The sequence below is a fragment of the uncultured Campylobacter sp. genome (assembly GCF_937890585.1).
Lineage (GTDB): Bacteria > Campylobacterota > Campylobacteria > Campylobacterales > Campylobacteraceae > Campylobacter_A.
The window spans coordinates 1-13,002 of sequence record NZ_CALACG010000143.1; the positions used below are offsets into that span (position 1 = coordinate 1).

A 13,002-nucleotide genomic window follows, 5' to 3' on the forward strand; every position below is an offset into this window, starting at 1 on the left:
AGAGAGATCTTGCTAGCTAGCTCTAAAGAGTAAATTTAGAAATTTAGAGTAAAAGTTTTTTAGCAGGCGCCAAAAAGCCTTTAAATTTAGTGATGCATATGCATATTAGTTGAGTTATCATCACTCATATTTTGCATCATCATATTGTGGTGATCATGCATTGGCATACCTTCTGGCATGTTCATTGGCATATTCATCTGCATATCCATCGCACCATTTTCAGCTTTGTAGCCTGTTATAGTAGGATCAACCATGCCAAATATCATAGCGACGTGTCCTACGATCAAGAAGAAGATAAGCAGGCAAAAATGAAGCTTTAGCTTTGCTCTTTCGCTTGCGTTTTTATAGATCAAATTTAGCTCTAAAAGCGCGATGCCAAGAAGTGGGATGACGCCGATGAGATATGAGTAGATAGCGATGACATCGGCATATCCGCGCCATTTTATGGTTGGATAAATTTTTGCTAAAAAGTAGATCACAAGAGCTGTAAAATAGACCCCAAGCACTATGCCAACAAATTTACTAACAGCCTTAAAGCCAGCGTTTTTGCCGCTATCCATGTGATACATCGTGAAAAACTCCATCGCCACTAAAAGCTCCGCAAGCCCCATAGGTATCACCATGTAGAGGATTAGATTGTAAGGCTGATTGAGCGATAAAAGCTCCATGTAGTGTGTCATTACCATTGTAAATCCTTTGTAAAAATTTAAAGAAATTTACTACCGAAGGGTTAAGATAGTTATAAAATATTGAGAATAGTTGTGAGATCTAAGCGGATGTTAAATTTACTCCTAGCTAGGCTAAGAGTAAATTTAAGCTAGTCTTTAAACTCGTGTGAGATGACTGGGGAGAATTCCTCCCAGTGAAGTTTTGTTTTAAAAGTTGGCATCTTGCTTTGATAAGGCTCTTTTTTAAGCGCAGCAACCGCGACGCTATCGCCTTGTGGCTTAGCAGGTGCTTCTACACTTAAAACAGCTCTTTCAAGCTCGATGAAGTCTTTTAAAATGATCGCATACGAGCGGAAGAAATTTGCATTTTTATGAGCCAAAAGTAGCGAGCCAAACTCATCTATAAATAAATTTAAAGTCTCGCCAAAGAGCTTGTCGCTGATATTTTTTGCGCCGTTAAATTCGTCATTTAAAAATGTCGCCATCGCTAAAAATATAAATCCAACGTAGTCCTCGCTATCCTTGCAAAGCTCCTTATCACGCCTATATGGGCTAAGTTTTAGGCACTCTATCACCCTAAGTCTAGCCGCGCCGTTATCTCTACCCTCTTCATAAAATGAGGCGCTTAAAGGGATATTTGTAAAGCCAAAAAGAACGTCATTTTGCTCGCTTGCAAGCTCATCAAAGCTAAATTTATCTAAATTTGCAAACGCCTCTGCACTTTGCTCGCTCAAAGGATTTTGCGCTAGGTAGCTAAGCTGCTCTTTCCATCTCGCAAACCCTTCATCGCTCGTGTGAAAAAAGAGTGGATATGCTAAAAATTCGTAAAAATATGACCTTGCTTTTATGATATTTTTATCCATTTAATAAATCCTCTTTCATCGCGTTTAGTTGGGCTTGCACCATGATCTTTGCCTTGCAGTCAGCGCAGCAGTAAAGTGACTTGATCTTGGCTCTGTCGTTGCCAAAACGTGGCTGCATGATCGCTGCGATCTTCTCGACCGCCTTTTTAGTCGCAAACTCTTTTCCACACTCCACGCAGGCAAATAGCTCGTCATGCGCAAGCTCGCTATAAACGAAGCTCTCAGGCTTAAGAGTGATTTTGCCGACCTCAAGCGAGATGGTGTTTTTCTCGGCACAGCTTAGCTCGCAGTAGCCGCAGGCGGTGCAAACGCTTGGGTTAAATAAAATCGAATTTGTCTTTTTATCAGCTATCAAAGCGCTTACGTTACAAGCTCCAACACAGCTAAGGCAGAGCGTACAGGTCTCGGTGTTTATCTTGACCTCGCCATATCTGATCATCTCCTCGCCAGTTTTTACAACTCCAAGATCATCGTTGCCTACGATAAATTCAAGCCTTTTAGCAAAAATTTCTCTCTTTGGCAGTGCGTATTCTGTTATGGAGTGCTGTGAGCCATCAATTAGTTTAGCCTTTTTTAGCGCATTTTCAAGGCCAGCCTTGTCTTTTGCGTGGTAGATCGCGGTCTCTTTAAATTTAAGCTCATAAATTTGATTTAAGATGCTAATGGCGTCTTTTTCGCCCTTGCCAAGGCTCTTGCTATATAAAATCACACTCGAACCACTCTCTTGAAGAAGTGTCAAAAAGTGTGTTTGGCTTAAGAAGTGAGCGGCTGAGATGGCAAAAGGCAGGACATTTTCTGGTAGGCTCACATTTAGCTCATCTAGGCTCATCTCCTCAGGCACGATGAGTGGGATCTTGCCTTTGTAAAGCTTAGCGATAGTGGCAAATGAGCTTTGTGGCATTAGTGTGTAGTCGAGCGCGCCACTAGGGCAGACGCTGATGCAGTTTCCGCAGTTTGTGCAATCTATCTGTGAAAAGACGAGGTGCTTTGTCTCGTCCTCTTTTAGGATGGCAACCGTTGGGCAAACATCGGCACAGCGACCGCAAATTTCACTTCTGCGCTCGTGATACTGACAGATTGATGAGTCGTATTGAGTAAAGCTTTTGTATCTAAATTTTGGGCTTTTTGCATTTAAAATTTCAAGCACTTTTTCATCTTTTAGCCCTGAAATTTCGTAGCAGCCGCTTTGTTTTAGCATATAGTCCCTTGCGTTTTCAACCAAGAAAAAGTCGCAATCAACCTCAAACTCATCATCAGCTCTAAGCACCAAAACGCTTAGCTCGCCAGCTGCACCGTATATAAATTTGACTTCAAAATGCGTAAGCTCTATCACTTTGTAGCCATTTTCTTTTAGTAAATTTGCTAGCTCCTCGCGACCTGAGTTGCTTACTATCACAACATTTTTGCCGACCTCTTTTTCGTAATCCACATCCTTTGCCATATCAAAGGCGCTCGCTCTTGCCTCGTATAGTAAAAGGGTATTTTTGGCTTTTTCTAAGACGCTTGCGGTGGTGTTTTTCAGGTAGAAATTTATCTCAGGTGCGATGATGTTTGCTTTTAGCTTTGGAGAGTTTGAGACTAGATAGTCGCCATTTTCGTTGTTGATCTCTATCTGCTCGTTTAGCATCAAAGCGTCGTCAAAATCGTTATAAAAGCCAAATTCTTTCATTGTTTCTCCTATTATCAAAAACGGGCTTATTCTAATATTAATGGGATTAATAGACTCTGAAATTTATATCCTCTTTTTTTGCTCTAAGTTTTAATTTATAATATTTTTATGTTAAAATCACGTCTTGGTAAAACTAACTTACTAGGAGCGCAAATTGAACGATTTAAGAAATATCCCACAAGTTGATAAGATCATAAAAAACGAAGCATTTTCGGGACTTGATACGAGTTTAGTCACTATGCTTGCAAGGCAAATTTTAGATGAGGTTAGAGCTAAAATTTTAAATGAAAATGCTAGCTTTAGCGGCGAAGAGATAATAAATTTGATCCTAGATGAGTATGATAAATTTAACGAAGCTAGCCTTCAAAGGGTGCTAAATTTAACTGGCGTTGCTATACATACAAACCTCGCTAGAAGCGTTATAGATAAAGAAATTTTAAGCCGTGCGACACCTGTTATCACGGGCTACTCAAACTTAGAGTATAACCTAAAAACAGGCAGTCGCGGCAACAGATATGACTACGTTGGCTCGCTAATAGCAAGAGCTTTTGGTTTTGAGGACGCCATTGTTGTAAATAACAACGCAAGCGCTGTATTTTTAGTGCTAAACACCTTTGCAAAGGGCAGGGAGGTGGTCGTTAGCAGGGGCGAGCTAGTCGAGATCGGCGGTAGTTTTAGAGTGCCAGAGGTGATGGCAAATGCAGGCTGCATCCTAAAAGAGGTCGGCACTACAAACAAAACTAGGCTAAAGGACTACGAAGAGGCGATCAGCGAAGAGACGGCGATGCTTGTAAAGGTTCATCGCTCAAATTTTGACATCGTTGGCTTTAGCGAAGAGAGCTCGGCAAATGAGCTTAGCGAGCTAGCAGGCAGGCGAAATTTGATAGATTATTTTGATCTTGGCAGTGGATTTTACGGAAATTTGCCATTTAACTTAGACAAAAACGAGCCAGATCTAAAGAATTTAAAAGATGTTTCGCTAGTTAGCTTTAGCGGTGATAAGCTGCTTGGTGCGGTGCAGTGCGGCATCATTGTCGGCAAAAAAGAGCTCATCGCAAAGCTTAGGAAAAACCAGCTTTTAAGAATGCTTCGTGTTGATAAGGTGATCATCTCACTTTTAGCTGAGAGTATGAAAGCCTATCTAAATAAAGAATTTGAGCTACTCACAACGCAAAAACTGCTTCACAAAAGTGTAAAAGAACTTGAAGGCTTAGCAAATTTTATAAATAAAAATTTAAAAAATCCGCTTGAGATAGTGCGCACTTCTACCTTTGTAGGGGGCGGTGCTATGCCAAATAAAAAGATCCCAAGTGTGGCGCTTGCATTTAGTGGAGAGGCAAATTTAAACGAGCTAAAATTTAGGCAAAAAAAGGTGATCGGTCGCATAGAAAATGACAAATTTATGCTCGATCTTAGATCGCTTTTAGATGAGGACGTAGAAGTGCTAATAAAAATAATAAATGAAACGGAAGAAAAATGAGTTTAATAATAGGAACAGCAGGGCATATCGACCACGGAAAAACCGCGCTTATAAAGGAGCTAAACGGCTTTGAGGGGGACAATCTTGAAGAGGAGAAAAAGCGTGGCATAACGATCGATCTAAGCTTTTCAAATTTAAGCAAAAATGATGAGAATATCGCATTTATCGATGTGCCAGGACATGAAAATCTCATAAAAACGATGATAAGCGGCGCATATGGCTTTGATGCGTGCTTGTTTGTGGTGGCGGCAAATGACGGCCTTATGCCTCAAAGCTTGGAGCACCTTGAAATTTTAAATCTTCTTGGCGTGAAATCTGTGATCGTAGCGCTTACAAAGTGTGATCTGGTCGATGAGGCCACTATAAATTTAAGAAAAAAAGAGATAAGAGATGAAATTTCTAAATTTAAAAACCTGCAAATTTTAGAAATTTTTGCCGTTAGTATAAAGGATAAGGCAAGCATCGATGAGCTTAGAAACTATCTCTTTACGCTAAGAGCTAAAAAGCGCGATGAGGAGGGCGTTTTTAGATACTACATCGATAGGGTTTTTAGCCTAAAAGGTATCGGTAGCGTCGTAACTGGCACCGTTATAGAGGGAAGCGTTAGCAAAAATGAGAAGCTTTTTAACTACGACGCTGGCAAAGAGGTGCTAGTAAGAAGCGTGCAAAGCCACGATGAATTCGTAGAGCGCGCAGGTGTTAGCAGCCGTGTGGCGCTTAATCTAACAGGTATCGAGCTTAGCGAGCTAAAAAAGGGGCAGCTACTTAGCAAAAAGGGCTTTTTTAGGGGATTTAGAGAGGTTGATGCGGTAGTAACTGCAAAAAATCTCATCCACTCTCAAAGCGTGACCTTTTGCGTGGGCGCTAAAAACGTCCCCGCAAAGGTGCTAATCCTTAGCCAAAAAGATGATAGCTACTTTGTCACCTTTAAATTTCAAAGCGATATGTTTTTGAAATTTGACGAGGCCTTTGTTCTTATCTCAGACGCACGTGTGATAGGCGGTGGTAGGGTGCTAAACCCTGTGCTTGAGCCACTAAAAAAGGCTGGCAAAATTCTCTTTTTAGCCTCGCTTTTAAAGCATGATTTTGTTGAAGCCTTTTCTATACTTAAAGAAGCCCATAAAAATGGTTTTGGCATCATCTCTTCTTATCAAAGATTTGGTCTAAATCACGAAGATGCAGTAAATGTAGCCAAAAAAGTCTCAAACGTCTTTGTCGATGAAAAGGCTTTAAATATCTACGATCTAAGCGCGGTTGAGCGGATAAAATCAGCCATTAAATTTATGATAGAAAAGAATGAATTTGCTGTCTTTTCAGCTCAAAGTATCAGTCTAAAACTTGCTTGGGCTAGCCAAAATTTAGCCCAAAAAGCGCTTGATGAGCTTGAAAGTATAAATTTAATCGCAAAAGATAGTGGCGTCTATACCAAAAAAGGCGTTGATCTTAGCAAGCTAAAAGTAAGGCTTGAAGAGAAAATTTATGAAATTTTGGAAAGTGGTAAGCTTGCTCCAACTGCGCCATATAATATATATGATGAGTTAGAGATCGATAGGGTTAGCGGCGATAATGCTCTTAAAAAACTAACCGCAATGGGCAGGGTCATAAGGCTGGAGCATAACCTTTTTATCACTAGAAATTCACTAAAAATGGCACTTGATAAACTAAGAGAGATCATAAAAAATCAAGGCTTTGTAAATGTCACAAACGCAAAAGATGAGCTAAATTTAAGTAGAAAATATATAATCGCCTACCTTGAGCAGCTCGATCTTGAGAGTGACATAATGAAGCAGGGAAATGATAGGATTTTTCGCGGTTAGTATTCATTTACAAAAAGCAAATATAATCCGCCAAATTTTTAAAAAGGATAAAAATGAAAAAAGTGATCTTAGCCTCAATCATCGCGGCAACTAGCCTAATGGCAGCAAGCGATAAGCAAATAGAGGAGTTCTACTCTCAAATGGTTGATAGCAGCGTAAAAGTAAAGGTAGCTGATCGTCACAAAGTTGCAGGCGACATCGAAGCTGTCGTTGTAAAGTTAAGCAAAGATGGCAACTCACAAGATGAGATAGTATTTACAAAAGGCGACTTCATCTTCCCAGACGTGATCGATCTAAAAGAGCAAAAATCATACCTAGCTGAAGTGAAAAAAGAGGTCATCGCAAAGGGAATTTCTAAAATTTATAAAGATGAAGACAAGGCAAACATCATCGTTCTTGGTAGCGATCCTAAAAAGCCAACTATCATAATGTTTTCAGACCCTGAGTGCCCATACTGCAGAGCTGAGCTAGCAAAGATCGAGACAACACTAAAAGATAGCAACGTTGAGATCGTCCTAACTCCAGTGCATGACATCTCATCACTTCAAAAAAGCTCGCTAATCTACAAAGATGCAAAAGATGCTAAGAGTGACAGCGATAAGGTTAAAATTTTAAGAAAATACTACGCTGAAGACTACAACGTAGATGATAAGAGCGTTAGCGAAGAAGATGTCGCAAAGATCGATAATCTCCGCAAAAAATACTTTGCAGCTGGCGTTAGATCAGTGCCATTTATCGTAAATAAAAGCGATCTAAAATAACATTTTCTAGGGAGCTCTCCCTAGAATTTCTACTACAAATAAATTTCATAAATTTAAAGTATATTTAACTATATTTTTAGTAAATACTTAACAAATACAATTAATATTATATATTTACTTTTATTATTTTATAAATATGCTAAATTTACATAGTTATGTTCTAGGGTTATAAAATGCCCTAAAATAGGCTATTTGCGATATTTTAGAAATTCTAAATATGCAAATTTTACATATTATTGAACCAAATTTCTCAAATTTTTGAGGTGTAAGGAGAAAAAATGCAAGGATCAAGAAGAGATTTTCTTAAAAAATCTCTAAAAGTTGGTACTGCTGGCGGAATACTCGCAGTTTCTGCAATAGCAAAAACAACTAGTGATGACTTAGCTCCTGATGGCAATGGCGTCGTCGTGGGCAAGTCTAACAAAAAAGAGGTGCTTTATAAAAAAAGCAAGAACTGGGAAACCTACTATAAAATCGCATACTAAGGGAGAAAACCATGAGTGATGCACGTATAGGAAGACGTTCATTTTTAAAGCTAGCCGCACTAGGTGCAGGCACTACAATGGCTTTTGGAAAAAATGATACGATCAGGCAGGCAAGCGCGGAAGAGATAAAAGATCCTTTCCCTGGCTCAAAAAAGGTAAGAACGATATGTTCTATTTGCTCAGCGGGCTGTGGTATCGAGGCTGAGGTAAAAGATGGTGTTTGGGTTCGCCAAGATATGGCGATGTTTCACCCTATATCTCAAGGCTCACACTGCTCAAAAGGTATCGATCAGATCGACCTTACGCATAGCAAACAGCGCATCAAATATCCTATGAAAAAGGTTGATGGCAAATGGCAGAGAATTTCATGGGATCAGGCTGTAAATGAGATCGGCGATAAGATGCTTCAGATCCGTAAAGAAGATGGTCCTGATAGCGTTATATTCTTAGGATCTGCGAAATTTAACAACGAGCAAGCATATTACTTTAGAAAATTTGCTGCGTTTTGGGGCACAAACAGCAACGACCACGTAGCAAGAATTTGACATAGCGCAACAGTCGCCGGTGTGGCGAATACTTGGGGTTATGGCGCGATGACAAACCACTTTGGAGATATGGCTGCAAATTCAAAATGTATATTTATAATAGGTGCAAACCCAGCTGTGGCAAATCCAGTTGGCGGTATGAAGCACACTTTGCAAGCAAAAGATAGAAACAACGCAAAGGTGATCGTAGCTGATCCAAATTTTACAAAATCAGCCGCTCATGCTGATCTATACCTAAGACAAAGATCAGGCACCGATATAGCGCTTGTTTATGGGCTTATCCACATCATCTTAAAAAATGGCTGGGAAGATAAAGAATTTATAAAAAATAGAACTTACGGCATCGACGAGATAGCAAAAGAGGCTGAGCACTGGACACCAGAGGTCACATCTGACGTTACAGGCGTGCCAGTTGATAAGCTGATAGAGGCTGCAAATATCCTAGCTCACACAAAACCAGGCACAGTGATCTGGGCGCTTGGTATCACCCAACACTCAGTTGGTAGCTCAAATACGAGAATTTTACCTATCCTTCAACTAATCCTAGGCAACATGGGCAAACCAGGTGGCGGCTGTAACATCATCCGTGGTCACGACAACGTTCAAGGCTCAACCGACATGTGTAACCTCTCAGATAGCTTGCCGATGTATTATGGACTAACTGACGCGGCTTGGAAGTACTACTGCAAAGGCTGGGGCGTTGATTATGACGAGTTTGTAAAACGCTTTGCAGTTTCGACTAAAGAGCCAAAACAAGGCGGCACACCAGTTAAAAACACTGTTTTTGAAGAGTATTACTACCACGATCCTAAAAATCCAGAGGATAGAAACTGGAGAAATGAAAAAGGCTGGTCACTTTCAAAATGGTGGCAAGGCGTCTTAAAAGAGGAAAATACCTTTAGCAGTGGCGCGTTAAGAGTTCTTTGGGTTCAAGGAACTGGCCTTACGTCTATGGCGCACCTAGCTAAAATTCAAGAAGCGGCTTCAAAACTAGATATGATCGTAGTTGCTGAGCCATTTGTAAATGAAATTTCTATCCTTTCAGATAGAAAAGATGGCGTTTATATCTTGCCAGTGGCAACTGCCTTTGAAAACGAAGGTCACCTAAACGCTACAAACCGCTCAGGACAATGGAGAACAAAAGTCGTTGATCCACTTTATGAGAGCAAGGGCGATCACGAAGTAATGTTTGCATTTGCTAAGAAATTTGGCTTTTACGATGAATATGTAAAAGGCATGAAGATGGCTGTCGTAGATAGAGAGCTAAAACAAGTAAAAGATGACTTTGTATGGCCAGATGATGCGACAAATGAGATAGCAAGGGTTGGAAATTCTATCGGTTATGGCGGCAGAACTGCTGAGATGTTTAGACGTCACCAAGCAAACTGGGATAAATTTGACCCAGATACGCTAATAGGTCTTGGTGGTGAAGTAAAAGGTGAGTACTACGGCAAGCCATGGCCAGCATGGGATGAAAAACACCCTGGCACACCGATACTTTACGATATGAGCAAGTCTTATGCAGAGGGCGGCTCTGGCTTTAGAAACCGCTTTGGCTTAGAGCATAACGGCGTTAGCCAGCTAGCTAGCGAAGAGGCAACTTTAGTTGGCTCAGCCATAAAAGGTGGCTACCCACAAATAACTAAAGATAATATAGAAAAAGTCCTAGGCATCACTCTAACTGAAGAAGAGAAAGCTAAGATAGGACCTAGCTGGAGCATGGACTACAGCGGTATCATCTTAGAAAAATGCCGTGAAAAAGGGGTCGTGCCGTATGGTAACGCAAGGGCTAGAGCTATCGTTTGGGAATTTCTTGATCCTATTCCAAAACATAGAGAGCCTATCCACTCACCACGCTGGGATCTTGTCCAAAAGTATCCGACATTTGATGATCAAGCTAGAAATTTCCGTGTTTCTACTAAATTTAAGTCAGAGCAACAAGCAAAAGACTGGTCAAAAGAGTTCCCTATCGTATTTAGCACGCAACGCGTCGTAAATTTAAGTGGTGCGGGAATGATCGAAAGAACAAGTAAATATCTCTCAGCCATCACACCTGAGATGTTTGCTAACGTCCATCCTGAGCTTGCTTTAAAATACGGCATAAAAGATCGCGATATGATGTGGATCCACAGCCCACAAGGCACGAAGATCAAAGTAAGGTGCTATCACAGCTATATGGTAACTCCAGATAGAATTTGTATGCCTTACAACTTCGCTGGCGTTATGCAAGGTGTCGATCTCTCAGCTCGCTACCCAGAGGGCACTAAGCCTTATGTTATCGGCGAGAGCTTTAACACAGTTACTAACTACGGATTTGACCCTGTTACTCAAATTTCAGAATTTAACGCAGGTCTTTGCCGCATAGAAAAAGCTGAGGAGAACACCTTTAAAACATCGTTTTATCACGAGTATGGCGAGAGAGACGCACTAGGTAAAGAGTAAGGAGAGAAAAATGGCAAGAATGAAATTTTTTGTAGATACTAATAGATGTATCAGCTGCTTTGGATGTCAAGTCGCCTGCTCTTCTGCTCATGAGCTTCCAGTTGGAATTTATAGAAGAAAGGTTATCACGCTTCACGATGGTATCGAGGGCAAAGAGGTCTCAACTACTATCGCGTGCCAGCACTGCACCGACGCACCTTGCGAGCAAGTTTGCCCGGTTGATTGCTTCTACATTAGAGCTGATGGCATCGTGCTTCACGATAAAAACAAGTGCATAGGCTGTGGATACTGCCTATATGCTTGCCCATTTGGTGCGCCACAGTTCCCTAAAGACGGGGCATTTGGCGTAAAAGGTGTAATGGATAAATGCACCATGTGTGCAGGCGGTCCAGAGCCAACAAATTCACACGAAGAGAGAGAGCTTTACGGTCAAAACAGAATGGCTGAGGGCAAAGTGCCTATGTGTGCGGCTATCTGTTCTACAAACGCGCTTTTAGTTGGCGACGCTGCTGAGGTTTCAAATGTATATCGCAAACGCGTTATGCTAAGAAATACAGGACTAAACGTATAACACTAAGGAGGGCGCTTGCTCTCCTTTTAAATTTATAAATTTTAAATTATTTTTTATGATTTTTGTAATGTTTCAGTCCGCATTCCAAGAATTTCTTGAAATCTTCTTTGTCCATGTATCCAGAGACAGGCGTGTTAATCACCTTATTATCAGGAGTTACCAGAACATAGTGCGGCTGGGAATTGTTCTCAAAATTTATCTGCTGAAACATACTCCATCTGTCGCCTATTGTCTTTATCTTCTTCATCTGCCCATTTCCCATGTCTATTTTCATCTGCTGGTCTTGCGGAAGTTCATCTTTATCATCTATATAAAGAGAAGCCAAAACCACCTCGTTCTGAAGAATCGGTAAAATATCGGGCTGTGACCAAACGAATTCCTCCATTTTTCGGCAGTTTTCGCAGCCGTGTCCTGTGAAGTCTATCAGAATAGGTTTGTTTTCTTTTTTTGCTAATTCTACCGCTTCGAAATAGTCATGGATAGGGTGTATTCCCAAAATCCCATCCTTTTCATTATGAAAATAGCTTACATTGAGCGGCGGCAAAATTCCACTCAGCATAGAAAGTTTCGGCCTGTCGCTCGGTATCAATCCTTGAACCAAATACACCAAAAAGCCTATTCCAGCTGCTCCAAATAATTTTCTCGTAAGGGAAATTTTTGGTTTTTTATCATCGTGAGGGAATCTTATCAATCCAAATAAATACAATACCAAACCAATGGTAAGAACCACCCAAATGGCAATGAACAGCTCTCGTTTTAGAAATGCTGTTTTCGCTACCAAATCGGCTTTGGAAAGGAATTTCAGCGCCAATCCCAGTTCTATGAAGCCCAGCACTACTTTCAGCGTATTCATCCAGCCTCCTGACTTCGGCAAAGACTGCAATGCCTGTGGAAACAGTGCCAACAACCCGAAAACAATCGCCCAAGCAAAACCAAAACCTGCCAAAGCAAAAGTCAGCAACATAGGCACATTAGACGAACCCGTTACTGCACTTCCCAGCAATGACCCTAGAATAGGCCCTGTACATGAGAATGAAACAATCACCAAGGTAAGCGCCATGAAGAATATTCCTACGATTCCTCCTGCCTCTTCCGCCTTTGAAGATTTATTGGCTATGGAACTTGGCAACGCTATATCATAATATCCAAAAAAGCTTCCCGCAAAGAAAACAAACACGATAAAAAATGCCAAATTAAGCCATACGCTGGTAGATATTTCATTAAAAATATTTCCAGCAACGCCGCTTATCAGGTGAAATGGCAAACTAAGCAAAGTAAAAATCAACAGAATGAAGAAACCATAGAGAACGGCATCTCTTCTGCCCTTCGCTTTGTCTTTTGCTCCTTTGGTAAAGAAAGAAACTGTCAAAGGCACCATAGGGAAAACGCATGGCGTAAGCAAAGCGATAATCCCTCCTACAAAGCCTAAAAATAGATAAGTCCAATAGCTCTCATCTGTATTCGCAGTCTGCTCTGTACTACACTGAACAAGAGGATTTTTATAATCAAGCCCTTGTATTTTTAGGTTTTTCGTGTCTAACTTTTGGTTTTCAGCCAATGTCTGCGAAGCCTGTATTTCATCTGTGGATGCATCTTTCGGAGTTTCGGAATTTTCTTTCTTGTCTAAAATTTCTTCGTCCTTTATGTCACTTCCCTCTATCTTTATTTGATGCTGAAGCTCAATGGTATTGGGAGCAAGAC

General features: G+C 40.8%; 9 protein-coding genes and 1 pseudogene. 6 read left to right on the forward strand and 4 right to left on the reverse strand.

Annotation, left to right across the window (positions count from 1 at the left end; genetic code table 11):
- Nucleotides 1-86: 86 nt before the first annotated feature.
- The 3 genes from Q0296_RS04115 to Q0296_RS04125 form a co-directional block, all read right to left on the reverse strand.
- Nucleotides 87-686, reverse strand: a complete 600-nt coding sequence (locus Q0296_RS04115; RefSeq protein ID WP_193798449.1) for a DUF6803 family protein — start codon at nt 684-686, stop codon at nt 87-89.
- Between the two features lie 131 nt (nt 687-817).
- Complete coding sequence (locus Q0296_RS04120; protein WP_298036869.1) at nt 818-1,531, reverse strand: molecular chaperone; 714 nt, start codon at nt 1,529-1,531, stop codon at nt 818-820.
- Nucleotides 1,524-3,200 (reverse strand): 4Fe-4S binding protein, encoded by a 1,677-nt coding sequence (locus Q0296_RS04125; RefSeq protein WP_298036871.1) that lies wholly within the window; start codon nt 3,198-3,200, stop codon nt 1,524-1,526. The genes Q0296_RS04120 and Q0296_RS04125 overlap by 8 nt, the downstream gene beginning before the upstream one ends.
- Before the next feature lie 154 nt (nt 3,201-3,354).
- On the opposite strand from Q0296_RS04125, the gene selA reads away from it, so the two are divergent.
- The 6 genes and pseudogenes from selA (at nt 3,355) to fdh3B (ending at nt 11,301) form a co-directional block, all read left to right on the forward strand.
- Nucleotides 3,355-4,680 (forward strand): L-seryl-tRNA(Sec) selenium transferase, encoded by a 1,326-nt coding sequence (gene selA, locus Q0296_RS04130; RefSeq protein WP_298036873.1) that lies wholly within the window; start codon nt 3,355-3,357, stop codon nt 4,678-4,680.
- Nucleotides 4,677-6,497: a selenocysteine-specific translation elongation factor gene (selB, locus tag Q0296_RS04135; protein ID WP_298036876.1), complete on the forward strand. Its 1,821-nt coding sequence runs from the start codon at nt 4,677-4,679 to the stop codon at nt 6,495-6,497. Before selA ends, selB begins: the two co-directional genes overlap by 4 nt.
- 53 nt (nt 6,498-6,550) lie before the next feature.
- Complete coding sequence (locus tag Q0296_RS04140) at nt 6,551-7,258, forward strand: thioredoxin domain-containing protein (protein WP_298036878.1); 708 nt, start codon at nt 6,551-6,553, stop codon at nt 7,256-7,258.
- A 278-nt stretch (nt 7,259-7,536) separates the two neighbouring features.
- Nucleotides 7,537-7,743 (forward strand): twin-arginine translocation signal domain-containing protein, encoded by a 207-nt coding sequence (locus Q0296_RS04145; RefSeq protein ID WP_087579573.1) that lies wholly within the window; start codon nt 7,537-7,539, stop codon nt 7,741-7,743.
- A gap of 11 nt (nt 7,744-7,754) precedes the next feature.
- Nucleotides 7,755-10,661 (forward strand): annotated as a pseudogene (locus Q0296_RS04155) (formate dehydrogenase subunit alpha); the annotation flags it as partial.
- Between the two features lie 79 nt (nt 10,662-10,740).
- Nucleotides 10,741-11,301 (forward strand): formate dehydrogenase FDH3 subunit beta, encoded by a 561-nt coding sequence (gene fdh3B / locus Q0296_RS04160; protein WP_103598598.1) that lies wholly within the window; start codon nt 10,741-10,743, stop codon nt 11,299-11,301.
- A 46-nt stretch (nt 11,302-11,347) separates the two neighbouring features.
- Here fdh3B and Q0296_RS04165 read toward each other — a convergent pair.
- A partial coding sequence (locus tag Q0296_RS04165) for a thioredoxin family protein (RefSeq protein WP_298036885.1) occupies nt 11,348-13,002 on the reverse strand: 1,655 nt, incomplete at its 5' end.